A 26,043-nucleotide genomic window follows, 5' to 3' on the forward strand; every position below is an offset into this window, starting at 1 on the left:
ACAGGGATAATTGTTTTGATAATTAAACCAACCTCAAACACCCAGCCGATAAAGACTAATGACCACATATTCGTATATAGACATCCCATTTAACCTGCGCCACACCTGTTGGTTTTGTGGTGAACCTTCCAATGATGTTGTTGAATTCCCTAAGACTGCACAGGCTATTGCCAAGATAGACTACTCACCGATTGCACTGCCGGCTTGTAAAGAGTGCGCGGGTGTTAGGTATGCAAAAGATCTAACCTCAATTTGGGCGGTGCGCGATCAGATAAAACACGCACTCATCGATAAGTACGCAAAGCACCTAGGCATCGGTGAGAACTGGACGGAGCAAGAGCTTATTGATTCTGACTTTTCAGGTTCGACACTTGGCGGGTTTGGGCGCAGTGCTTGGAAGATGTATCAAATCGCCAAACAGCGAATCGACTATAAAGGTTGGCCTTTATCCGTTGATGACATTGTAATAGAGGTCTACGACGAAACCAGTGGCTTTGAATTTGACGGTACTCGTTATGCTTCAATCAATTCGTGTATCGATTATTTCACCAAGGCTGCGGGCGTAGACAAAGAGCTGCTATCGCAACTTGTCGACATCGTTTCAACAGACCGTTTTAGCTACGCACTACGAATAGCCAAGCTAAACAAGAATGTCTCTAATACCAAACGCTCAGAGATCGTCGAAGAGGTGTTACAGCAAGAGTCTGAACAAGAAGAGATACTGCTTGAACAAGCAAATTCACTATTCAACCCAAATGTCGAAGAGGTCAGCATTTCAGGTTCGACGGCTCCGGTGTTCGCTATTCAATGGGCAATGATGAATAACGTTAAAGATTTAGCTCACCTTTGCGCGCTCGAGGATGATTATTTTGACTATTTCGAGCATCTTGGTGGCCCTGCGGCTTTCATGTCTTATAACGGCCTACAACTCTATTTAGAGTCGCGTCAAGATCCTGAATGGATAGAAAAGTCGGATCCAAATAAACAGTATTGGTGAACATGCCTACCTACTGGTGAACACGTGTAAGCTCGATGATCGTGTCAAACACCCATTGTTAGTCCTTGTTTTATATAAAGATCTAAAAACAGAACCCTATAACAGTTAATTGTTGCAATTCGGTTAAATAGAGTGAAAACTTCAAGCATCTAAAACTATTTAATCACTGCAATCTTGCGGTGAGTAAGGAGTGAATTGTGCTTGCTGTTCTTCGTATTATTTTGGCTACGGTGTTTATTATTTTCACCACCCTCTGTGCTTTTGTTTACTGCTTGTTTAGCCCCAAGAACCCCAAGCATGTGTACGTTTTCTGTCGTTGGTTCAACCAGCTACAAAAGATCGTCGGTGTAAAACTGATGCAGCGCGGCCTAGACAATGCGCCGACATCAGAAAAAAGCGTCTACATCTCTAACCACCAAAGCATATTAGACTTTGTGACTGACCCTGGGATGCTAAGGCCTCGTACCGTTTCTTTAGGCAAGCGCGATTTGTTGTATGTGCCTTTCTTTGGTCTGCTGTATTGGATCACCGGTAACATCATGATTAACCGCGAAGATAAGTCGAAAGCACGCGATACCATCAAGCAAGTGGCAGAAGCCATTCATCAGCGAGATCTGTCTGTTTGGGTTTACCCTGAAGGAACGCGCAGTAAAGGGCGTGGACTACTGCCATTCAAAACGGGCGCTTTTCGAATGGCGATTGAAGCTGGCGTGCCTATCACCCCGATGTGTACCAGCACCACACACAATAAGATTGACCTCAACCGAGTTAATAATGGCGTTGTGATCACCGAGATGCTTGAACCTATCGATGTGTCTGGATACAAGATCAGCGATGCGAGAGAGCTAGCCAATCGCTGTCACGCAATCATGGCAGAAAAAATAGCAGAGCTTGATGACGAAGTGGCTCGTTTAGAGGCGCAGCAAAAACCAGAACTGGATTCAGACGGTTCTTCTACGAGCTAACTCGCAACGAACCCACTGAGTCATCGCTCAGTTACTTAAAAAGACACTCAACGATCGCAACTCTCATTGTTCTTGTTTTACATGCCGGCACTTATCCGCAAAATAAAAACAGGCGTTAATGGCTTTAAAGAGCAATGGGAGTAAACGATGGAAGTGATTCACCATGGCGGAAAACATACTGTCACAGGATCTTGTCACGAACTAAGAGATTCAGGCCAAGCGGTGCTCATCGATTGTGGCTTGTTTCAAGGTAAAGAGTCCCAAGGTTCGGACGCACGCCCTCTTGATATTGAATTTGAAACGTCCCACCTCAACGCTCTGCTACTGACCCATACTCACATTGATCATATTGGCCGATTACCTTGGTTACTCGCCAGTGGATTTAACCAACCTATTTATTGCACGCAAGCCACCGCCGAACTCGCTCCTTTAATGATTGAGGATGGGTTAAAACTACAAGGGCTCAGCAATAAACAATCGAAGCTGATACTCAAAAAGATTCATTCGTTGATAGCTCCCAAGCCTTACGGGGAATGGTTTCCACTCATGTCTAAACAGCAAATTAGTGGAAAGGATCATCATAGGCCAAATACTCTGCATGCTCGCTTTCAACCTGCTGGGCACATCTTAGGTTCTGCCTATATCGAGATTAAGTTACCCAACCAAGAAGTAGTTGTGTTTTCTGGCGACTTGGGCCCGAGTAACACACCACTACTGCCGGATCCAAAGCCACCACAGCAAGCCGATTATCTGTTTATCGAATCCACTTACGGCACTAGTACACATGACGATATTGCAACGCGATCAGAGCGCTTGAAGGCGATCATTGATCGTTCGCTGCTTGATGGTGGCGTTATTTTAATTCCGGCTTTTAGCATAGGCAGAACACAAGAACTGCTGTTTGATATCGAAAATCTGATCTTTGAGCATCAACTCAGCAGCAATATTCCTATCATCCTCGATTCGCCTATGGCTCAGAAAGTAACGCGATCCTACCGACGCTTTAAAGGGCTGTGGGGACAAGAAGCAAAGCAACGTCTTGAACTAAAACGTCACCCACTCGCTTTTGAGCAATGCATTACTGTTGATGGGCATAGAATGCACAAGAAAATCGTTAACCGCCTCAAGTCGACAGGTGAACCCGCGATTGTGGTCGCAGCTTCTGGAATGTGTCAGGGCGGCAGGATAATGAACTACTTATCCGCCTTACTTCCCGATAAACGAACCGATGTGATTTTAGCGGGCTATCAAGCGCACGGAACGCTCGGGCGAGAGCTGCAACAAGGCGAAATGCAGGTTTCTATAGATAACAAAGACGTTGAGGTTAACGCTCAAATTCATGGCATGTCTGGCTATTCAGCCCATGCCGATAAAGAAGATCTCTACCGATTCATAGAAGGCATGGCGACTCCACCGAAAGAGGTGCATTTGATTCACGGTGAGCCAAATACTCAGTCTGAATTCGCTCAAGAACTAAAGGAGCGAGGGTTTGTGGTTGTTTGAAACACGCATCAAACTAGCCACTTTCACTCAGTAAACATGAAATCCTCAACTATCGAACCTTCAAAAAACACAGTTTCTTATACCTGCGAGATCACTCGATGCAGGTGATATATTCCAATCAAATCCATCTCACCACTCATATATCAGCCGTTCATGCTAAGCGATTTTAACCGCTGTTTTTCTCGATTTTGTCTCATCTGCATGGCTCAAATTTCCATTTTTGTATTAATCACTATTTATTCACTCTGCAAAACGCCAATAAATACACACAGTTGCATATAAAGTTAAATGGAACGATTATCGAATTAGAACTAAGCGTTAACAAACCCCCTCTGTAACTTGCTTTATGTCACAGTAATCCTAATGCGCAGTTAAATAATTTAACACTTGGGTTACAAGTGAAGTATTGTGTTGTTCGAAAAACAATCATAAGTAAAACTAACAGGGAAAATACTCATGCAGTCATTCGTTGATTTTTTGAATGGAATAATCTGGAGCCCAGTACTTATCTACCTATGTTTAGGTGCAGGTTTGTTCTACTCCATCATGACTCGATTTGTTCAAATCCGTCACTTCTTTGAAATGTGGCGCTTGCTACTATCAGGTAAAAGCTCTGCAAAAGGCATCTCGTCTTTCCAAGCTCTTGCCGTTTCGCTATCTGGCCGTGTAGGTACAGGTAACATTGCTGGTGTTGCTGCCGCTATCGGTTTCGGTGGCCCGGGTGCAGTATTCTGGATGTGGGTTGTAGCCTTCTTTGGCGCCGCGACTGCTTACGCAGAATCTACGCTAGCGCAAATCTACAAAGAAGAAGACGAAGGCCAGTTCCGTGGCGGTCCGGCTTACTACATTGAAAAAGCAATGGGTCAAAAGTGGTACGCATGGATCTTCGCTATCTCGACTATTTTTGCATGTGGTATTTTGCTTCCAGGTGTTCAGTCAAACAGTATTGGTAATGCTGTAGAAGCTGCATTTGGCTCAGGCGACATGATTGAAACAGCTATCGGTACATTCAGTTTCGCTAAAATTTTCACTGGTACTGTTGTTGCTATCATCCTTGCTTTCATCATCTTTGGTGGTGTTAAACGTATTGCGAACTTCACACAAATTGTTGTTCCATTCATGGCATTGGCTTACATCATTATCGCGTTCGTTATCATCTTGCTAAACATCGGCCAAGTGCCAGCGGTTTTCGGAATGATTCTTGGTGATGCATTCACACCTATGGCGGGCTTTGGTGCTGCAATTGGTTGGGGTGTTAAGCGTGGTGTTTACTCAAACGAAGCGGGTCAAGGTACTGGTCCTCACGCGGCAGCGGCGGCAAATGTCGATCACCCAGCTCAGCAAGGTTTGGTACAAGCGTTCTCTATCTACATCGATACTCTTCTAGTATGTTCTGCTACAGCGTTCATGATCATCATCACTGGTGCTTACAACGTTCACGGCGGCGCTGAAGGTGTGTTCCTTGTTCAGAACCTAGCAGCAAACATTGGTGCGAATGGTCCTGTATTTACACAGCTTGCTATTGAAAGTGCACTACCAGGTATTGGTAAGCCATTCATCGCATTTGCTCTGTTCTTCTTCGCATTTACAACGATTCTTGCTTACTACTACATCGCTGAAACGAATATTGCTTACCTACGTCGTACCATCAAGATCCCTGGCATGATGTTCGTACTTAAGCTTGTTCTTATCACTGCAGTTTTCTATGGCACAGTCAAAACAGCTAACCTTGCATGGGCAATGGGTGATGTTGGTGTTGGCTTGATGGCATGGTTAAACATCGTTGGTATTCTGATCATCTTCTTCATGTCTAAGCCTGCGCTTAAAGCACTTGCTGATTATGAAGAGCAACAGAAACAAGGCGTAACTGAGTACACATTCAACCCTGTAAAACTAGGCATTAAAGGTGCTACTTACTGGGAAGAAAAGTACAAGCGTAAAACAGGTAAGTCTCCTGAAGCAGAAGCTGCAGACACTAAACCTGTAGAGCAACCTTCAGCTTAAGATTACCTTAACAAATAGATTGCTTTAATAAATAGATCGCTTTAACTCGCGCTATTAATAACGCATAAAAAAGGGGTTAGCCATTTCGGCTAACCCCTTTTGTTTTATTCATAACCAATAAACGGCTTATAACAAACTAACTGTTCCCAAGTTAGAGCATTAAGCAGCGATTTCTTGTGTTGCCATTTGCGGTGCTTTCTTCTCACCAACAGGCAGTACTGTGCGGCCGTATTCGTTGTTGATTACTTGTGCCATAGCAAAGTAGATAGCTGAAGCGCCACAGAAGATACCTTCAAAACCAGCGATAGTGCCGATTAGTTCGCTGCCAGTGAAATCACGAGCTGCAAGTAGGAAGAACAAGATAGTGAGTGAACCGAATACTACTTGCTTCGCTACTGGGTAGCATAGAGAACCAATGAACATGAAGCCTGTGAAGATGCCCCATAATAGTAGGTACCAACCCATGAATGCTGCAGGGCTTGCTGGTAGACCCATGTAAGGCATTACAATCAAACCAACCAAAGACAACCAGAATAGGCCGTAAGAAGTAAACGCAGTTGTACCGAACGTGTCACCACGTTTGAAACACATTGTGCCCACGATAACTTGGCTTAAACCACCGTAAAAAATACCCATCGCAAGGATCATTGAATCCATTGGGAAGAAACCTGCGTTGTGGATATTAAGAAGAATAGTGGTCATACCGAAACCCATTAAGCCTAGTGGCGCTGGGTTAGCTAGTTTGGTCGACATTGCGAATTTACCTTATTAAAGTGGTTGATTAAAAAAAATCTACAAAGTTTGTAAGAAAATTTTAATCTATAAACCGCTCAACTAGGTAATCCAGTTATCGAAAACTAAGATTGTGTAAATGATCTTATGGAAAATTGGTTTCATAACAATGCTAATCAATTCATAGAAACTATAAGTAAGCAGATTCCCTATCACGCTATAAAAAAAGATACGAGATGCGAAAAGAGTCTTTAGATTCGAGTAAGCGCCCCCTTAATAGCAAACGTAGGCAACAGAGGGCGAGCTTTTCGTTACCCGTTTACTCGCATCCCATATCTATTCATTAGATCGTCATTCCAGAATCGAGGGACGAGATATCTGGAATCTGCCTTTCAATATATACACCAACGGTAAACGCGAGAGATTCCCTACTACGCTCATACCTCGCTATAAGGAATGACGGATAGAGTAAGGAATATGAGGTATAAAGTGACGAACGATAGGGAGCGAGCTTTTCGCTACTCGTTTACTCGCATCCCGTATCTAGTCTCTCATTTGTAATCTTAAATTACGCTTGTTGTGGTTTAGATTCAGACACTTGAGATTGAACTTCTGAAGAAGCGTTTTTACTCGCATCTCGTTTAGCTAACAGAGTCACAAGAATAAGCTGAGCAACAAGAGCGCCCAACACAACCAGTGCACTTCCAGTAAAGCCTGCCACTACAAAACTAACCAAAGCGATAGAGCCGTTCATCAACGCATAAGGAAGCTGTGTCTTAAAGTGTTCAAACTGGTCACACCCTGCCCCTGTTGAAGAAAGAATCGTTGTTTCAGAGATCGGTGAGCAATGGTCACCAAACAAACCACCAGACAACACAGCGCCAATTGCGACGAGTAGCGGTGCATCAATCGCAATCGCGGTTGGAATAACCAATGGCATCATTATCGCGAAGGTTCCCCACGACGATCCCGTTGCGAATGAAATAATCCCCGACAACAAAAAAGCGACCGCTGGTACTAACCAGTATGGAAAACCACTCTGTGCTTGCTCGGCAATATAAGCGGCTGCGCCCAACTCTTTACCGACTGTGCTTAACGCCCAAGCCAATACCAAGATGATCGCGACTGGCATCATGTTTCCCATACCTTTTAAGTACACAGAAACGCCATCTGAAAGCTTTCTTACACCGTAGTAAGCCATTAGCGAGATTAAGGTAATCGCCGCAAAGAAGTAAGCCGATGATAATGCAGCTCTGAACGATGAGCCTGCGACCTTTTGGAATGGGAAACCTTGTGGTACCAACATGGCACACAACACCACCAGCATCACTAACAATGGTGCCCAGACAAAAGATGCCTTTGCATTTTTATGCGAGAACGGATTCAGTGATTCGTTATTCACACCAGAGTTAATTCCCGCTTGGCAATCACGCTCGGCTTTTGCCATTGGCCCAAAGTCTAAACCTTTAACGGACACTAACGGGACGATGAAAATCGCGAGGAATGCGTAGAACTGAAAAGGAATCGCACCGATGAAAGCATCCCAATCAGACATGTTGATATTCAACGCCGTGAACTCTTTTTGAATCAGACTCATGATGTAAACGCCCCATCCAATGAAAGGGATAAGAATAGCGACGGGCGATGAGGTTGAATCAATGATGAATGCTAGCTTCTGTCTTGAGAGTTTTAGTTTATCGAAAAGAGGACGAAAAACAGGGCCAACAATTAACGGAGTACCTAAGTCTGAGAAAAATATAACGATTCCACCCAACCACGCGGACAATTGAGCTTGGCATTTGTTGCTTACCCATTGAGTAACACGCTTGGCAAATGCAACGCCACCACCCGACTTCTCCATCAAAGCAACAAAGCCACCGATGAACACCAACAGCATGATCACACCTGCGTTATAGCTGTCGGTAAGTTGAGGGACTAAGTAACCTTTCACCATGGTACCAAACGTATCAAGCGGGTTAAGTTCGCTAAACATACCAGTGAGCATTGCCACACCACTCAGCACGCCTGCAAATAGGCCTATCACTACATTCCTTGTCGCCAACGACAACACCAAAGTAATCACAATGGGGATGAGTGACGTGATATCTGTCTGTTCCATAGGTACACCTTAACCCTAAAATAAAAGAATAAATATAAATTAAATTTGAATATAAATTCACAACCACCATTTGTACAGAACTTTATCCTCTAACTGGATAATTAGTCTTTAAATGCGCTTCAACATAGAGCCAAATAGACCAATAGCCCTCCTTAGATAGCCAAGTTCGAAACGAAAAAAAGCCGAAAGTAGAAACTTTCGGCTTTTGACTATTTATATCATTATGGTCGTACGACTGAACTCGTAACTTAGGTCACGTCCTCAGTATTCAGACTATCAATTACAAGTGATTTCATCCCAGAACCAATTCGATTGAACAGGGCTTTCCCATACACCCGGACCGTTTTTAGCTACGAAACACTTGCCATTATGTGCCACCTTATCGCCATTACTCACTTGGCTAACGCCCGCTTGCCATGTGATAAACACCGATGGGTCAACGACGACAGGCGGCTCGGTAACAGGTGGTTCAACTGGTGTTGGGTCTACCGGAGCAGGATCAACAGGTGTAGGATCGACTGGCGATGGATCTGTCACGGGTGGAGTTGGCTCTCCAGCAACCAATTTCCAAGGGCCGCCATTGGCAGGGTCATCCCCTTGTGTCCACCATTTCGCTTCGTAGGTTGCACCATTGTGAGTAACTTGGTCTCCAGCGTTGTAAACCTTCGTCGCACTCCAACCGTTACCACCGGGATCAGTACCAGGGTCTACCGGATCAAGCTTATCGACCACTTTCACTTCAGGCCAGCTCGCATGAGAACCATAAAAGTTGGTCACACACTTCTCGTAATCGCCAGACACCAGCGCTGAGTATGCCGTTTGGAATCCAACCAACTCACATTCAAATGAGTAGCCTTCTGGGCGGTCTGCGTAGTATTTCCAGTTGCCATCCCAGTTGGTGTACAGCACATCGGTCGCGCCGTTGAGATTCAAGCTTCCGTAAGGTGTTTGCTGCCAACAAGTATTGGCTTCATCCGCCTCTACAGGAATTTGATAATGCGCTGCTAACCCTTCCCAATAACGAATACGGTTAACGGGTTGGCCTTTGTCTTTGTTCTGCTCACCACACTCGATACCACCATTAATCACGTTGATCGTGGTACCAAAGCCATAACCAATTCCCGCATCCAACTCGCGTTGAGAGGGAGTCCAAGTACGGTCAATCACGTGCAGCATGGCTGGTTTAGGAGCTTGAGGCGTAAGGAAGAACCAGATAGCAGAAGCCAAGTTCAACCAAGAATCAGCAACCAAGCCTGGATTATTCAATAGAACCGTCGCATCACCATCAAACATCACTTCCGAGAACGCGCCGTAGTTAAAATGGTAAGAAAGCTGTTTAGCACCACGTCCGAAGTAACCCTGCCCCGCGGCACATGGCCAACGTGCATTCTGCCAATCGTTCTGACCACAACCCGTGGTATAACCTTCTTGGCCTTCAGACCAACCCATTTCACGAACATGCACCAGCGCTTGCTGCCACTCTTCTAGAGCTAATGGGTTATCAGAGGTGTTGTCTATCGCGATGTGACCGCCCGTCTCTTGTGAGAAATGAGCAAAGGCCGTAATAATGGACTTTTTACAGATGGCGTCGGAGTCACGGCCGTCGGTGTACTCTCCACAGAAGGCTGGGAATTTACCAATCGCGCGTAAGAAGCGAGTGTATGTGTATTCTGGCGCAGCCATCTGAGTGAGGAAGTCCCATTCAGATTGAGGGAACACACGCTCGACTCGTTTCACGTTTTCAGGATTCGAGGCTAAGCCCGGTTCTATCGCTTCAACAATACTATTGGAACGAGTTTGTAATGCTTGTGACCAGATCGCATACATAGGATCGGATGTTTTCGCTTGTTCAGCAGCTTGTAATGCCGATTTTTCAACAAGGTAACCATTCGGGTTTTGCGGATCAGGTTGGATGTTCAAAGACGCATGACTTTGCGCTGCTAATGTGCAGCCGAGCACTGTCGCCAAATATTTGATTTTTAACATGATGGATTCTCTTATCTGTCCTTAATAAGTCCATCAAAGAGTATGCTTCACATGTGAAATGGCCTAGCTGTAGCGGTGTGAATTTATAAAAAGTGCGAGTGATCTTTTTGATATATAGCTCAACACAACAAAGCGTCTCATGGTTTCTTGAGCTGATATCTAGTTTCCAACTGATTTGGTGTTTAGTTGTCAGCTATAAGCTTTTAATACCCTGAGTCAGAAATAAAAAAGCCCCGAACTGAGTTCGAGGCTTTTAATAACTAAGTCAAATCATGGCTAAGTCAAATAATAGCTAAATCAAAACTGGTTAAATCTCTAAGAGATTATTCCCACTCGATAGTTGCTGGTGGCTTACCAGAAATATCGTAAACAACACGTGAAATGCCGTTAACTTCGTTGATAATACGGTTAGAAACCTTACCAAGGAAGTCGTATGGTAGGTGTGCCCAGTGAGCAGTCATGAAGTCGATAGTTTCTACAGCACGTAGAGATACAACCCAATCGTACTTACGGCCATCGCCCATTACGCCAACTGAACGTACTGGTAGGAATACCGTGAATGCTTGAGATACTTTGTGGTAAAGGTCAGCAGCGTGAAGCTCTTCAATGAAGATAGCATCAGCGCGACGCAGTAAATCACAGTACTCTTTCTTCACTTCGCCAAGTACACGAACACCTAGACCTGGACCCGGGAATGGGTGGCGATAAAGCATGTTGTATGGAAGACCAAGCTCTAGGCCGATCTTGCGTACTTCATCTTTAAACAGCTCACGTAGAGGCTCAACAAGGCCCATTTCCATATCATCAGGAAGACCACCAACGTTGTGGTGAGATTTGATTACGTGTGCTTTGCCAGTCTTAGATGCTGCAGACTCGATTACGTCTGGGTAGATAGTACCCTGAGCAAGCCATTTAGCATTCTTCAGTTTCTTAGACTCTTCGTCGAAGATATCTACGAATACGTGACCGATGATCTTACGTTTCGCTTCTGGTTCAGCTTCGCCTTCCAGAGCGTTAAGGAAACGTTCTTCAGCATCAACTTTAATGATGTTAAGGCCGAATTTGTCACCAAACATGTCCATAACCTGCTCGCCTTCGTTTAAACGAAGAAGGCCGTTATCAACAAATACACATGTTAGTTTGTCGCCGATAGCTCGGTGAGCAAGCATCGCTACTACAGATGAATCAACACCACCAGAAAGACCAAGGATAACTTCGTCGTCACCTACTTGTTCTTTAATGCGTGCAACTGCATCTTCAATGATAGACGCTGAAGTCCACAGACCTTCACAACCACACGCGTTAAGAACGAAGTTCTCAAGCATTTTTAGGCCGTTTTTAGTGTGCGTTACTTCTGGGTGGAATTGAACACCGTAGTATTTCTTATCTTCGTTTGCCATTGCTGCATATGGGCAAGTGTCTGTCTCTGCGATTTTTGTAAAATCAGCAGGGATTTCAACCACTTTGTCACCGTGGCTCATCCAAACGTCTTGAGTTGTCTCAAGGTCAGCGAAAAGTGCAGATTCACCCGTTACTTGTACCGCTGCGTAGCCGAACTCGCGCTCAGTAGACGTTGCTACTTTACCGCCAAGTTGCTCAGCCATAGTTTGCATGCCGTAGCAGATACCGAAGACAGGAACACCTGAATCAAATACGTACTGAGGTGCACGTGGAGAATTCTCTTCCGTTACACTTTCAGGGCCACCAGATAGGATGATGCCGTCTGGATTGAATTCACGAATATCCGCTTCTTCTACGTCCCAGCTCCAAAGTTCACAGTAAACACCGATCTCACGAATACGACGAGCTACTAGCTGTGTGTATTGAGAACCGAAGTCCAGAATTAGAATACGTTGGTCATGAATATTTTTAGTCATTGTAAGCAGTCTTATTGGCTATGTGATAAAACGGAGGCGAGTTTACTCACCTCTGATTAACTCTTCAAGAAATAAAGCAAACGTTTTCGTTAGATATCTTTAACCACGTGTTTTGAGAAAATCGGACTTTTAACAAAACAGATGGTAGATAAAATAATGTGCCGACTAAATCAGCACATTATTCAAACGTTCGGACGTATTATTAACCTAAACGGTAGTTAGGTGCTTCTTTCGTGATTTGAACATCGTGTACGTGAGATTCTTTCATGCCCGCACCAGAGATACGAACAAACTCAGCTTTAGTACGCATGTCTTCAACAGTTGCAGAACCCGTTAGGCCCATGCTTGAGCGTAGACCGCCCATCTGTTGGTGAACGATCTCTTTTAGACGACCTTTGTATGCGATACGACCTTCAATACCTTCTGGAACAAGCTTGTCTGCAGCGTTGTCAGATTGGAAGTAACGGTCAGAAGAACCTTGAGACATAGCGCCAAGAGAACCCATACCACGGTAAGACTTGTAAGAACGACCGTTATAAAGGATAACTTCACCCGGTGCTTCTTCAGTACCCGCGAACATTGAACCAACCATCACACAAGATGCGCCAGCAACGATAGCTTTACAGATATCGCCAGAGAAGCGAATGCCGCCATCTGCGATTACTGGAATACCGTATTCGTTTGCTACTTCAGCTGCGTCTGCGATTGCTGTTACTTGCGGAACACCAACACCAGTAACGATACGAGTCGTACAGATTGAACCCGGGCCGATACCTACTTTAACCGCACTAACACCCGCTTCGATAAGAGCACGAGCGCCAGCGCCAGTTGCTACGTTACCACCGATGATTTGTAGATCAGGGTATGCAGCACGCGTATCACGGATACGGTTAAGTACGCCTTCAGAGTGACCGTGTGAAGAGTCGATAAGTAGAACGTCTACGCCAGCTTCAACAAGAGCAGCTACGCGCTCTTCGTTACCAGCACCAGCACCAACAGCTGCACCTACACGTAGGCTGCCGCGCTCATCTTTACAAGCGTTTGGTTTACGTTCTGCTTTATGGAAATCTTTCGCAGTGATCATTCCAGTTAGTTGGAAGTCATCATTTACAACAAGAACTTTTTCAACACGCGCTTCGTGCATTTTCTCTTGAACTTCTTCACGAGTTGCACCTTCTTTAACAGAAGCAAGGCGAGCTTTAGGCGTCATTACTACATCAACTTTCTTAGAAAGGTCAGTCACAAAGCGAACGTCACGGCCAGTAATAATACCAACAAGTTCGTTTGTTTCAGTAACAACAGGGAAACCGGCAAAGCCGTGTTTTTGAGTAAGGGCTACAACATCAGCGATTGTCGCATCAGGGTTTACAGTAACAGGGTGAGAAACCACACCTGCTTCGTAAATTTTAACCTGGCGAACCATTTCTGCTTGCTGTTCAATAGACATGTTCTTATGAATGAAGCCGATTCCGCCTTCTTGTGCCAGTGCAATCGCTAGGCGAGCTTCTGTCACAGTATCCATCGATGCAGAGATCATTGGGATGTTTAGGGAAATATTCTTCGTCAGCTGAGTGCGAAGATCAGCTGTATTAGGGAGAACGGTGGAGTGTGCTGGCACTAGCAGTACGTCGTCGAATGTCAGCGCTTCTTTGGCAATTCTTAGCATTTGCAATATCTCACAATAATAGGAGTAAAAAGAAACAATCCAATCTCATCGTTTCGCCTAATGAGGGCAGCCAATTAAGGAAAATCAAACTGCATTTGGATTAGATATTGCGGACGGATTATACGGCCAACGAAATCGCTTGGCTACACATTTTTGTATTTTTAATTTGCATTTACCCCCTTGCTATGTATTATATTGCCGCTATCTTCCATACTCACGCCCTGTGAGATTCCAAGAAAGACCTTCCTTCAAGGAAAGATAGTGCTTCTATGACTAATCCAAACATCTTTACTGTTTCTCGCCTCAACTCAGAGGTTCGTCTCCTATTAGAAAACGAAATGGGAATAGTCTGGCTCGTTGGTGAAATCTCAAATTTCTCTGCACCTGTCTCTGGTCACTGGTACCTCACGCTTAAAGACTCTCGCGCTCAAGTTAAGTGCGCTATGTTTCGTGGCAATAACCGCCGTGTGACTTTTAAGCCCCAGAACGGTAATCAAGTTTTAGTCAAAGCACGTTTGTCTCTTTATGAGCCACGCGGTGACTATCAACTGATCATCGAAAGCATGCAGCCAGAGGGTGATGGTAAGCTTCAGCAAGAATTTGAAAAACTTAAGATGAACTTAGCGGCGGAAGGCTTATTTGCTCAATCCAGTAAGCAGATTCTGCCAGAACATCCTAAGTGCGTCGGTGTCATCACCTCTAAAACAGGCGCAGCCCTCTTCGATATTCTCGATGTACTGAAAAGACGCGACCCGTCATTGCCAGTCATCGTGTATCCGACCATGGTACAAGGTGAAGGAGCTTCGATTCAGATCGCTCAAGCGATTGGACGTGCCAATGAGCGCAACGAGTGTGACGTATTGATCGTTGGTCGTGGCGGCGGTTCATTAGAAGACTTATGGTGTTTCAATAACGAGATCGTTGCTCGCACTATTGCAGCAAGCCAGATCCCGATTATCAGCGCCGTTGGCCACGAAGTTGATGTCACTATCGCCGATTTCGTCGCAGACATGCGTGCTCCAACGCCATCAGCAGCCGCTGAATTGGTTAGCCGTGACAACAGTCATAAAGAGCAAGCTTATGCCTCTAAACGTGCTCGCTTAGTGAGTGCGATTCGTCATGTGTTAATCAAACAAGCACAATCAACTCAAACGTTGAAATACCGCTTAGAGAAAAAACACCCGAGCTACCAACTGCAAAAGCAGAGTCAGCAGCTTGATGACTTAGACATGCGTTTACGTCGCGGTATGACCCAATACTTAAAGCAGCATGCACAGCGTGTTGAACGTAAACAGCACCAGCTTCAGTTGAACTCACCAGTGAAGCGCCTTGGTGAACAAAAACTGCATCTACAACGTTCAGAGCAAAAGCTATTAGATGCGATGGATAAAACACTGCTAACCACTCGCCACCAGCTAGCCATGGCTGCCGAGAAGTTAGAGACCGTTAGTCCACTTGCAACCCTAAAGCGTGGCTACAGCATTACTCATTCCGCATCGAGCAAGACTGTGTCATCAATCAACGATGTTGAGGTGGGTGAAGTGATCACCACCCAAGTTGAAGACGGTGTAATTGAGTCGCAAGTGACAACAAGAGTCGCGAAGAGCGAGCTTTAGATTCAACTAGGACGTTAAAAATCATTTAAAACCAGAAAGCCCTATCGAATAATCGACAGGGCTTTTTTGTGTCTACTGGCTTCAAAAGAAACGACCTGATTCAAATCCTACTCAGTCGTAGAAGGCTCCTTCATGGTCAGCATCCCTTCGGTCACAATAAAGTTGATAATGAAATCTAAACCTTGGCTCTCTTTTAGGTTGGTGAACACGTATGGCTTAGTTGGTCGCATGCGTTGAGTGTCTTGTTCCATCACTTCAAGCGACGCACCTACATACGGTGCTAAATCGATCTTATTGATAACCAACAGATCAGAACGTGTAATACCCGGCCCGCCTTTACGTGGGATCTTCTCCCCTTCCGCCACATCGATTACATAGATAGTAAGGTCGGCTAATTCAGGGCTGAACGTGGCACTGAGGTTGTCGCCACCGCTCTCTACAAACACCACATCAAGGTTCTTATGCCGCTTAGCCAGCTCTTCGACTGCAGCAAGGTTCATCGAGGCATCTTCACGAATCGCCGTGTGCGGGCAGCCACCTGTTTCAACACCAATGATGCGATCCGGTTCCAGAGCTTCAGCTCGCGTGAGAATCTTTGCGTCTTCTTGGGTGTAGATATCATTGGTTACTACGGCAATGTTGAGCTTGTCTCTAATCGCCTTACATAGCACCTCTAACAATGCTGTTTTACCAGACCCTACCGGGCCGCCAATACCAATTCGAAGTGGTTGCTTATAACTTTCCATTGTCTACTTCCTTATATTCTTTTTACTACATCGTTTGTGCTGACCGCTACGAACGAAATAGTCTCGTGTATTGTGTTTCGTGCAGTGAACTTGCTAATGCCATTGATGGCGAAAAGCTACCTATCATCCAATCTTCTATCGAGCGTGCCTTTTCGATCACCTCAGGAAAGGTGTTGGTGATATTAATCAGTGCCAACTGCCCGTCGGTTTGACCTAAAGGCACCAACTTGACCCCTGCGGTAACGATATTTTCAAGCCAACTCCATAAGTAACCTTGCTTGAGGCTCTCTAAATCAATACCCCAATGCTGAGCCGCCATACACATGCCCAACAATTGGTTTGGGTGACTATCAACAGAATCCACCAGCGAAATATCGATATCCAAGCGCTTCAACAAGGTGTTCAATGCATGCCCACGCTGCTTTTCTTCCGCTCGCAACTCACTGGTTTCACGGCTTGAGTATAAGTAGTTACACCAATGCTCAATCTCATCGATTTCACCCTTTTCTAGCGCGTGATAAAGACGCTCTAAGATAGGTAATTCCAAAGTTGCGACACTGGAACTGACGATGGTATTAAGCCACTGTTCCATGCTGTTGCGATCGGTCACCCACCCCGCTTCAACCGCTAACTCTAAGCCTTGCGAATAAGTGAACCCACCAATCGGCAACGATGGACTGATCAATTGAAACAGACGATAGACGGCTACATTTTCTGTTGTGGTCATAATCGTGCCCTCAGTCTTCCAGAATCAAATAAGTTCGAGAGCCTACGCGCCTAACAACAATAGTGCGCTTGCTGAAGCCACGCCGACTGACAACCATTTAGAGTAAACCGCGCGACCAACAAAAGTACCGATAACCATCAGAGCCAAAGCACTGATACTCATGCCTGTTGCGAACTGAGTCAGGTTGCTCGCGGCTTCAACGCCGTGTGCGTAACCATGGAAGAACAACATAGCAATCGAAGCAACTAATACGCTGTTTACACGCTTGGTTGATGGTGAGAATACATGCCATAAACATAAGCTGACGACAAACAGAGAAGCGATAATGGCAGGCTCAACAATCACAGAGAAACCTAAGGCTTGGCCTGCGATAAGCCCTACCACTAAAGACACCAATCCACCGCCAATCAGAGCTGCTTTTGTCTTGGTGGAAAATGACAGTGCGCCAATTAATAAACCGAAAGCGATCAGCATGATCAGATGATCCATGCCAGTCACAGGGTGAGTTAAGCCAGACATAAACGAGTGAGACTCATGAACCGAATGCGCCCCATGTCCTGGGTGAGCGAAAGCCAATGTTGATGTTGTTAGAGAAGCTATTGTGAAAGTGCATAAGCCTGCAGCTGTTTTAAAGTTCATCGCGAGTTCCTTGCGTTTATAGTTATTAATATTTGTTGTTATATAAATCGTTTAGTGAGTCATCAATGACTCGATTAATGATGGTGATGATGTCCACCTGAGCGACCGCCATAAGCACCGCCTTCTGGTTCAAACGGTTGTTTCTCGGTGGTCACTTTCGCGCCTAAGCCTTCAACCATTTCATCCAAAACATGGTCGTGTTGGTAACGAACCCAACCCGCTTCTACTTGCAGCGGAACATGACGGTTGCCAAGGTGATACGCCACTCGCGTTAACAGGAGCAAGTCTTCACAATAAACGGTTGAAACGGTTTCCGGTGCCGCTTTCACTTCTACGACTAAACCGCATTCACTTGAGAGTTGTTCGCCGCCACGCAAGATATGACCTCGCGGTAGAAACAGGCCGGCATTACGTCCGTCATCTAACATCACCTTAAGACGGCTCTTAATACGGCTATCGATCGGCAGGCTCAAATAGCCATCCGGTGCATTTTGTATTTGAGTATTCAGTTGAGTCAGTTCAATCATGCTATTACCTCAATCTCCTTGTGAGATTTATAACGTTTAAATTAGGAGCCTTCAGCCTAAAAGCCCTTAGCTAAGAGCTAGAACAAGAGCCCTCAAGCCCTCAGCCGAGCTCTTAAAATAGAAAATACCGTTGTGCCATTGGTAGTTCTTCAGCAGGCTCACACGTTAGCAGTTCACCATCGGCGCGTACTTGATACGTCTGAGAATCCACCTCAATTTTTGGCATCCAATCGTTGAGCTTCATGTCGGCTTTGCTGATATTTCGGCAGTTGCTCACAACACCAATCAAGCTCTGCAAACCCAATTGCTTATCAATGTTCTGCGCCTTGGCTTCCTTAGAAACAAACAACATTGATGTGTTTTGACATGCCTTGCCGTAGCTACCAAACATTGAACGGTAGTGAACTGGCTGAGGGGTTGGGATTGAAGCATTTGGGTCACCCATCGGCGCCATGGCGATCATACCGCCTTTCAAAATCACACTCGGTTTCACACCAAAGAAAGCGGGCTTCCACAACACTAAATCCGCCAGCTTTCCTGCTTCAATAGAGCCGATTTCATGAGACATACCATGAGTGATCGCTGGGTTGATGGTGTACTTAGCGACATAGCGTCTTAATCGGAAGTTATCGCTGTAGTCTGAATCTTCTTTTAGGCTGCCGCGCTGAACTTTCATCTTGTGCGCGGTTTGCCAAGTTCGAGTTATTACTTCACCCACTCGCCCCATAGCTTGTGAATCCGAAGCGATCATCGAGAACGCGCCTAAGTCATGAAGAATGTCTTCTGCGGCAATGGTTTCACGGCGAATACGCGATTCGGCGAACGCAACATCTTCAGCAATCGATGGTGAAAGGTGATGACACACCATCAACATATCCAAATGCTCATCGACGGTATTGATGGTGTAAGGTCGTGTTGGATTGGTTGAGGAGGGCAAAACGTTCGGCTCACCTGCAGCACGAATAATATCGGGAGCATGACCACCGCCCGCACCTTCGGTGTGATAGGTATGAATCACGCGATCACCGATTGCGCCAAGTGTCGATTCAACAAAACCAGACTCATTCAAGGTATCGGTATGAATCGCGACTTGTACGTCCATCTCGTCAGCAACACTTAAGCAGGTATCGATTGAAGCAGGGGTTGTTCCCCAGTCTTCGTGCAACTTCAAACCCACTGCACCTGCCGCTACTTGTTCGCGTAGAGCTTCTGGCTGGCTGGCATTGCCTTTGCCTAACAAACCAAAGTTCATTGGGAATTGATCGAGCGATTCCAGCATGCGGTGCATGTTCCAAGGCCCCGGAGTGCATGTGGTTGCGTTAGTGCCAGTGTTTGGCCCAGTGCCGCCGCCGATCATGGTTGTCACACCCGACGCCAGTGCTTCTTCAATCTGTTGTGGGCAAATAAAGTGGATGTGTGAATCAATGCCACCAGCAGTCAGGATTGAACCTTCACCGGCTAAAATCTCCGTGCCCGGGCCAATCACAATATCAACGCCCGGTTGAACATCTGGGTTGCCCGCTTTGCCCAATGCCTGAACTCGACCATCTTTGACTGCGACATCGGCTTTTACGATGCCCCAGTAATCCAACACAATCGCGTTAGTGATCACCAAATCTGGAGTTTCGGCACTTGGACGTTGGCTTTGCCCTTGTCCATCACGGATAACTTTGCCCCCGCCGAACTTCACTTCGTCGCCATATACGGTGTAATCTTTTTCAACTTCTAGCCATAAATCGGTGTCAGCAAGACGCACTCGATCACCGACTGTTGGCCCAAACATTTCGGCATAAGCCTGTCTGGATATCGTCGCCATGTTCAATCCTTTGTTGTTTTCATTATTCCGTGGAAGCGCTTATAGCTTGCCCATCACTTTTCCTTGGAAGCCATAGATCTCTAACTTACCGGCGTAATGCACTAACTCGACGCTGCGCGACTGACCCGGCTCAAAGCGGGTTGCAGTACCCGCAGGGATATTGAGTCGAAAGCCTTTAGTGGCTTCTCGGTCAAAGATCAGCGAAGGGTTTGCTTCATAGAAGTGGTAATGAGAGCCAATTTGAACAGGACGATCGCCAATGTTTTGAACCTTAACGGACGTTGTGTCACGGCCTTCATTGAGAGTGATGTCACCGGGAGCGGTTTCGACTTTTCCGGGAACGAATCCTGAGTATTGTTTTGTGGAACCAGCCATATTACTTCTCCCTACACGATAGGTTCATGAACGGTCACCAGCTTGGTGCCATCAGGAAAAGTGGCTTCGACTTGTACATCAGGGATCATGGAAGGGATCCCCTCCATAACGTCATCGACAGTAAGCAGTGTGCGTCCAAAATCCATCAATTCTGAAACGGTTTTACCCTCACGGGCACCTTCGAGAATGGCACTGCTGATCAGTGCAATAGATTCTGGATAGTTGAGTTTTAAGCCTTTTTGTTTGCGCTGCTGTGCCAGCATTCCTGCGCAGAAGATAAGTAGCTTATCTTTTTCTCTTGGTGTTAATTCCATTTAGCCGCCCGCTGTTAGTGTTGTTTTCTTATTGCTCAAAAACGCATGAGCAGTAAGTGGGATTCAATGACAGCAAGCTTGAAAAAATGTACCTAGGGTCGGAAGTCACCCTAGGTACAAAAAGGGCTAATCGCTAAGTCGCCCAAATCCTTGGTAAATCAGGAGTCGTACCACATAAATGAGAGCGAGTTGCTTGCCATATCTGACCAAAGGCCTGGAGGATATCTTCACTCCAATTACCCAAGGCTCGCACCACAATCAATCCTTCTATCTGAGTCGCGCCCAATATTAATGTGGGTTCACTCGACGTTTTTGATGTAACTGATTGCTGTGAAGCTTGCTGTGTAATAGATAAGAGCAAGCTCTGTACCAACTCTAAATCTTGCTTCTTATTTGAGGTAATATAAAAGGTTCCCATCATTGAATAATCAAGTAAGCCCATATTTATCATTAACTTATCGCCACCGTGAAAATTAAAACCTTCAGTCAGAAGCCTTTGATTATCAAGATAGATTTCTGTTTTCCCAACGAGGTGACCATGCTCGAATCCCTCATTCTGTGCAGGGCGTCCAAAACAGTGCATCTCCCACCCCCAAAATTGTGCACCCTTTTCTAGGCGAATTTCAGTGTCTAAACGAACGTGTGCATTCGGGAAAAAGATGTTCTCTTGCGGCATCCATTCTAAGCGTGCATCTTTCTTCACTCGCAGGGTCTGCTTCTGCTTGGCGTACTTGTTGTTTGAGCGGTAAAACTTGGTCGCACCGGGTGTGGTGATCAACGCATGCGCACCGCTTTCGATGGTCGCTTCAATATTGAGAGTGTCACCACCTACCACTCCGCCGGGGGGATGGAGTAAGTAGGTGTGACACGTTTCCCCATCAGGATACAAGGGGCGCTGCACCGCAAGCGGACCAGACTGCTGACGATTCTTTAAAACGGTTTTATCACCGCGGTCAACAAAGGTGAGGTTTAAGCTCGCTTGCCAACCGTCTCGAATATCTTGTTCGATGGTCTCATTCAGAGACAACACTCCCGCTAAAGAAGCATTTATTGCTTCACTCGAAGAATATAGAGAGCTCATACGGTTAGGTACTCCTTAATCAGGGACTCATTGAGCCCTTTCATTTCACCTTCAGCTACCTGACGACCACGGTCGATAATGCAAAATCGGTCACCGACCTTTCTCGCAAATGGCAGCTTCTGTTCAACAAGCAGGACGGTGAGTCCCATCTTCTCGTTGAGCATGCGAATGATGTCGCCAATCTCTTGCACAATATTGGGCTGAATACCTTCTGTCGGTTCATCCAAGATCAACAGCTTGGGATTAACCACCAGCGCACGCCCAATCGCCAGTTGCTGCTGTTGACCACCAGATAAGTCACCACCGCGGCGATGCAACATCTCTTTTAACACTGGGAATATATCGAAGATGAACTCTGGGATCTTACGGTCGCCCTTTTCGCGAATCGGCAAGCCTACTTCTAGGTTTTCTTGAACCGTGAGCATCGGAAAGATCTGGCGACCTTGCGGCACATAACCGATACCTTGGCGAGCACGCTCTTCGGCATCGGTTTTAAGAAGAGACTCACCCGATAACGAAATGTCACCGCTCTCGACCTTAACTAGCCCCATGATGCATTGCAGCAACGTCGTTTTACCGACACCGTTTCGTCCCATTAACACTGTGCACTTGCCTTCAGGGATCTGCATATCCAAATCCCACAGCGTGTGGCTCTCACCGTAATATTGATTAACTGATTTAACCTCTAGCATCCTATTCTCCGAGATAAACTTGTTTAACTTCTGGGTGAGCCTGCACTTGGTCCATGGTGCCTTCAGCCAGCACATGACCTTGATGAAGCACGGTGACATGGCTGGCGATAGAACGAACGAAATCCATATCGTGTTCAACTACCACAACTGAGTGCTTGCCTGCCAGAGAATTGAGTAACTCAGAGGTACGGTCCATCTCTTGATGAGTCATGCCTGCAACGGGTTCATCCACCAGCAATAGCCTAGGGTTTTGCATCAATAACATGCCTATCTCTAACCACTGTTTCTGACCGTGAGACAGGTTACCTGCCAAATTCGCCGCTTCGTCTTTTAAATGAATCAGCTCAAGTACCGAGGTCAGCTTGTCTTTCTGCTCACCAGACATCACAGCAGTGAAAGTCGCCCACACTGAACGGTCACCAGCCATGGCTAACTCAAGGTTCTGCCACACGGTTAAACACTCAATCACGGTCGGTTTTTGGAATTTACGCCCAACGCCTGCATTGGCGATTTCGGCTTCGTTCATCTTCAATAAGTTGATGTTCGAACCCAACCACACTTCGCCAGTATCTGGCTTAGTTTTACCTGTGATGATGTCCATCATGGTGGTTTTACCTGCGCCATTAGGGCCAATGATGCAGCGAAGCTCTCCTTCATTGATGTAGAGGTTCAGATCGTTTATCGCTTGGAAACCATCGAAGCTTTTGTTGACGCCTTCGACATACAACAGCACGTTATGGCGAGTATCGATGGCAGGATGAATATCGGGTTTGAGGTAATCAAAGACTTGGTCTCGACGAGTGAACGCCTGAACCGATTCCTTTACGCTATTAAATGTGGTCATGCGATCACCTCCTTGGCCTTGTGCTGATTATCCTTATCTTTATCTTGGTTTTTCCCATTTGATGCCTTGCGCAGCTGCTGCCATTTTTCACTGACAAAGCCAATTACACCTTGTGGGAAGTACATGGTCGAGAGAACGAATAATCCACCCAGAGCAAATAACCACACCTCTGGGAACTCAACCGTAAACCAGCTCTTGGCGTAGTTGATAATCAATGCACCGACAATGGCGCCAAACAGAGTGGCACGACCGCCTAAGGCAACCCAAACCACAATCTCAATCGAGTTAAGCGGAGCAAATTCTCCCGGGTTAATGATGCCAACTTGAGGGACATATAAAGCCCCAGCAATACCCGCGATAACCGCTGAAAGAACGAAGACCCACAGCTTGATGCCATCAACGTCGTAGCCCATAAAGCGAGTACGTGACTCTGTATCTCGAATCGCCAGTGCCACACGACCTAATCGACTGGTCACCACCATGCGACACGCGATGTAGCTGAGAATAAGCGCAATACCAGTCGCGACAAACAGACCTATCTTGACCGCATCACTCTGTAAACTCAGGCCAATGATGTCTTTGAAATCTGTCAGTCCATTGTTACCACCAAAGCCCATCTCGTTGCGGAAAAATGCCAGCATCAATGCGTAAGTTAACGCCTGAGTCATGATAGAAAGATAAACCCCGGACACACGAGAGCGGAAAGCTAAATAACCAAACAAGTAAGCCAATGCGCCCGGCACCAACACCACCATTAAGCAGGCGAACCAGAACTGATCAAAACCCTGCCAGAACCACGGCAACGCAGACCAATCAAGGAACACCATAAAGTCAGGCAGGATTGGATCACCATAAACCCCACGGTCACCAATCTGACGCATCAAGTACATGCCCATCGCATAACCACCAAGCGCAAAGAAAGCACCGTGGCCTAGACTCAAGATTCCGAGATAGCCCCACACTAGATCGAGCGCCAACGCCAACATTGCGTAACTCAGGTATTTGCCCATCAGTGAGATAGTGAAAGTCTCGACATGGAGCGGGTGCCCACTTGGTAACATGGTGTTAGCCAGTGGGATAAGAATGACGGCCGCAAGAATGGCAAGGATGGTCAGTTGGCCACCTTTATCACCACGCATCGCCGAAAGTACAAATGATTTTGACTGCATGATGTTGTCCTTAACCTTCAGCCGCACGACCACGTTGCGGGAAGAGCCCGCGTGGGCGTTTTTGAATAAATAGAATGATGAAAACCAGTACCAGAATCTTGGCGAGAACCGCACCAGCCCATGGTTCTAAAATCTTATTGAACAGACCAAGACTTAAACCTGCGACTAGCGTACCCCATAGGTTGCCAACACCGCCGAACACCACCACCATGAATGAGTCGATGATGTATGCCTGCCCCATATTTGGACCCACGTTGGTCAGTTGAGAAAGTGCCACACCCGCGACACCCGCAACGCCAGAGCCTAAACCGAAGGTCATCGCATCAACTCGCTCAGAACGAATACCCATCGCACGAGCCATGCCACGGTTTTGAGAAACCGCACGAACCTGTAAGCCTAGTGGTGTCTTTTTCAGCACCATTAATAAGCCCATAAACACCAAACCACAGAACAAGATGATATAAAGTCGGTTGTAAGTCAGAGACAACATTGGGTTCAATTGAAGTGCGCCAGACATCCATTCAGGTGTGCTCACTGAGCGGTTCAAAGGAGAGAAAATCGAGCGAACGGCTTGCTGCAAGATCAAGCTGATACCAAAGGTCGCGAGTAAGGTTTCCAATGGGCGACCATAAAGATGACGAATCACACTTCGCTCGATCACAATGCCCACCAAACCTGAAACAATAAACGCAGCAGGGATAGAGAGTATCAGTGCCAAACCAATATGATTGGGCATCAACAATTGCATGACATAGGTGGTATAAGCGCCAATCATGATCAACTCGCCATGAGCCATGTTGATAACACCCATCACACCAAAGGTAATCGCTAAGCCGATACCCGCTAACACCAATACCGAACCTAAACTCAAACCGAAGAATACCGTTTCTACCCCCGAATAGAGTGCTTGGCTTTGCTGATAGCTATCCATCGCACGTTCTGCTGCAGCGGTAATGCTTGGATCTTGCTCACTGTTCAGTAGTTGGTTCAGTGTTTTCAGAACGACCGAGTGTTTGAAGTCGCCAACTCGTTCAATTGAAGCCACACGATCTTCAATGGTGGCACTGTTATTAAGAGAGGTGGAAATCGCTAACGACAAATCCATTAGCTCAGCTACTTTGCCATATGATTCATTGATTCTGAGTTCAGTGAGTCGTTCGATGATGTCAGCGTCTTTGGTTCCTAACAAATCCAAAACCGCTTTATAACGCACATCAGGGTTGCCGCTGCTCAGTCCAATAGAAGCAATTTCCCCGCGCAAGATGCCGCGAAGTTTGTTATTCACACGAACCTTTTTAAACTGTCTAGCATTCTCGATATTAAGCGTTGAATCAGTCCATACTGACTGAGCTGACGTTGCCGTTTTGATGTTTTGAATGAGGTAGAGCTGTTTGTACTGCTCGCTCTGTTTCTCATTGAAGTAGTAAAGGTTTCCGTTTAACCAGCCATCTAAAATAGGTTTCGACACATCTTCCGTTTGCGTCTCAATCACCCAATCAATAGCTAATTCTTTATCCGGTGTTTTCTTACCAACTAGCGCCTTGGTAAAGCTAGCTTCATCCGTTATTCCCGCAAAAGCCAACTGAGCACTGACTGCCATGAGCAACAGCGCTTTAAATACGTTTAATACGTTTTTCATCCCTGCTTC

The 26,043-nt window shown here is 46.1% G+C and carries 22 protein-coding genes; 5 read left to right on the forward strand and 17 right to left on the reverse strand.

The genetic code is table 11. The features are described from left to right. Positions 1-58: 58 nt before the first annotated feature. From AACT19_RS00625 to AACT19_RS00640, 4 genes are all read left to right on the forward strand, one after another. Positions 59-997 (forward strand): hypothetical protein, encoded by a 939-nt coding sequence (locus AACT19_RS00625; protein WP_017091456.1) that lies wholly within the window; start codon positions 59-61, stop codon positions 995-997. 197 nt (positions 998-1,194) lie between these two features. After that, entirely contained in the window at positions 1,195-1,962 is a 768-nt protein-coding gene (locus AACT19_RS00630; RefSeq protein WP_076644794.1) for a 1-acylglycerol-3-phosphate O-acyltransferase, read from the forward strand. Between the two features lie 147 nt (positions 1,963-2,109). Further along, positions 2,110-3,465: an MBL fold metallo-hydrolase gene (locus AACT19_RS00635; protein ID WP_076644795.1), complete on the forward strand. Its 1,356-nt coding sequence runs from the start codon at positions 2,110-2,112 to the stop codon at positions 3,463-3,465. 456 nt (positions 3,466-3,921) lie between these two features. Next, a complete protein-coding gene (locus AACT19_RS00640) occupies positions 3,922-5,469 on the forward strand; it encodes an alanine/glycine:cation symporter family protein (protein ID WP_017084421.1) in 1,548 nt (515 codons plus the stop codon). Positions 5,470-5,628: 159 nt separating this feature from the next. Here the strand turns inward: AACT19_RS00640 and AACT19_RS00645 are convergent, their stop codons facing one another. The 5 genes from AACT19_RS00645 to guaB all read right to left on the reverse strand — a co-directional run bounded on the left by AACT19_RS00645 (position 5,629) and on the right by guaB (position 13,849). Beyond that, entirely contained in the window at positions 5,629-6,222 is a 594-nt protein-coding gene (locus AACT19_RS00645) for an acetate uptake transporter (protein WP_004735131.1), read from the reverse strand. A gap of 547 nt (positions 6,223-6,769) precedes the next feature. Continuing rightward, positions 6,770-8,320 (reverse strand): Na+/H+ antiporter NhaC family protein, encoded by a 1,551-nt coding sequence (locus AACT19_RS00650; RefSeq protein ID WP_076644796.1) that lies wholly within the window; start codon positions 8,318-8,320, stop codon positions 6,770-6,772. 276 nt (positions 8,321-8,596) lie between these two features. Continuing rightward, entirely contained in the window at positions 8,597-10,306 is a 1,710-nt protein-coding gene (locus AACT19_RS00655) for a chitinase (protein WP_076644797.1), read from the reverse strand. A 323-nt stretch (positions 10,307-10,629) separates the two neighbouring features. Then, complete coding sequence (gene guaA / locus AACT19_RS00660; protein ID WP_017079884.1) at positions 10,630-12,183, reverse strand: glutamine-hydrolyzing GMP synthase; 1,554 nt, start codon at positions 12,181-12,183, stop codon at positions 10,630-10,632. Between the two features lie 202 nt (positions 12,184-12,385). Next, positions 12,386-13,849, reverse strand: coding sequence for an IMP dehydrogenase (guaB, locus tag AACT19_RS00665; RefSeq protein ID WP_004735127.1), 1,464 nt, complete (start codon positions 13,847-13,849; stop codon positions 12,386-12,388). A gap of 269 nt (positions 13,850-14,118) precedes the next feature. On the opposite strand from guaB, the gene xseA reads away from it, so the two are divergent. Next, positions 14,119-15,465, forward strand: a complete 1,347-nt coding sequence (gene xseA / locus AACT19_RS00670; RefSeq protein ID WP_076644798.1) for an exodeoxyribonuclease VII large subunit — start codon at positions 14,119-14,121, stop codon at positions 15,463-15,465. 107 nt (positions 15,466-15,572) lie between these two features. On the opposite strand, the gene ureG is transcribed toward xseA, so the two are convergent. The 12 genes from ureG to urtB form a co-directional block, all read right to left on the reverse strand. After that, positions 15,573-16,211, reverse strand: a complete 639-nt coding sequence (gene ureG, locus AACT19_RS00675; RefSeq protein WP_076644799.1) for an urease accessory protein UreG — start codon at positions 16,209-16,211, stop codon at positions 15,573-15,575. Between the two features lie 46 nt (positions 16,212-16,257). Further along, the gene (locus tag AACT19_RS00680) at positions 16,258-16,938 is read right to left on the reverse strand and encodes an urease accessory protein UreF (protein WP_076644800.1); all 681 of its coding nucleotides are present in this window, start codon (positions 16,936-16,938) and stop codon (positions 16,258-16,260) included. A gap of 42 nt (positions 16,939-16,980) precedes the next feature. Continuing rightward, positions 16,981-17,577: a HupE/UreJ family protein gene (locus tag AACT19_RS00685; protein WP_076644801.1), complete on the reverse strand. Its 597-nt coding sequence runs from the start codon at positions 17,575-17,577 to the stop codon at positions 16,981-16,983. A 74-nt stretch (positions 17,578-17,651) separates the two neighbouring features. Continuing rightward, a complete protein-coding gene (gene ureE / locus AACT19_RS00690; RefSeq protein WP_004735122.1) occupies positions 17,652-18,104 on the reverse strand; it encodes an urease accessory protein UreE in 453 nt (150 codons plus the stop codon). Between the two features lie 112 nt (positions 18,105-18,216). Next, a complete protein-coding gene (ureC, locus tag AACT19_RS00695; RefSeq protein WP_017084416.1) occupies positions 18,217-19,920 on the reverse strand; it encodes an urease subunit alpha in 1,704 nt (567 codons plus the stop codon). 39 nt (positions 19,921-19,959) lie between these two features. Then, entirely contained in the window at positions 19,960-20,295 is a 336-nt protein-coding gene (locus AACT19_RS00700) for an urease subunit beta (protein WP_076644802.1), read from the reverse strand. An 11-nt stretch (positions 20,296-20,306) separates the two neighbouring features. Beyond that, positions 20,307-20,609: an urease subunit gamma gene (ureA, locus tag AACT19_RS00705; RefSeq protein WP_004735119.1), complete on the reverse strand. Its 303-nt coding sequence runs from the start codon at positions 20,607-20,609 to the stop codon at positions 20,307-20,309. A 133-nt stretch (positions 20,610-20,742) separates the two neighbouring features. Further along, on the reverse strand, positions 20,743-21,690 hold the full coding sequence (locus tag AACT19_RS00710; RefSeq protein WP_076644803.1) for an urease accessory protein UreD: 948 nt from the start codon (positions 21,688-21,690) through the stop codon (positions 20,743-20,745). Then, complete coding sequence (gene urtE, locus AACT19_RS00715; RefSeq protein WP_054542217.1) at positions 21,687-22,382, reverse strand: urea ABC transporter ATP-binding subunit UrtE; 696 nt, start codon at positions 22,380-22,382, stop codon at positions 21,687-21,689. The genes AACT19_RS00710 and urtE overlap by 4 nt, the downstream gene beginning before the upstream one ends. A 1-nt stretch (position 22,383) precedes the next feature. Continuing rightward, on the reverse strand, positions 22,384-23,226 hold the full coding sequence (urtD, locus tag AACT19_RS00720) for an urea ABC transporter ATP-binding protein UrtD (protein WP_004735116.1): 843 nt from the start codon (positions 23,224-23,226) through the stop codon (positions 22,384-22,386). After that, positions 23,223-24,395 carry an urea ABC transporter permease subunit UrtC gene (gene urtC, locus AACT19_RS00725; RefSeq protein WP_076644804.1) on the reverse strand — a complete coding sequence of 391 codons (1,173 nt, stop codon included), beginning with the start codon at positions 24,393-24,395 and terminating at the stop codon, positions 23,223-23,225. Before urtC ends, urtD begins: the two co-directional genes overlap by 4 nt. Before the next feature lie 10 nt (positions 24,396-24,405). Then, a complete protein-coding gene (urtB, locus tag AACT19_RS00730; RefSeq protein ID WP_076644805.1) occupies positions 24,406-26,034 on the reverse strand; it encodes an urea ABC transporter permease subunit UrtB in 1,629 nt (542 codons plus the stop codon). Between the last annotated feature and the right edge of the window lie 9 nt (positions 26,035-26,043).

Source organism: Vibrio sp. 10N.222.47.A9 (genome assembly GCF_963872585.1).
Classification (GTDB): domain Bacteria; phylum Pseudomonadota; class Gammaproteobacteria; order Enterobacterales; family Vibrionaceae; genus Vibrio; species Vibrio splendidus.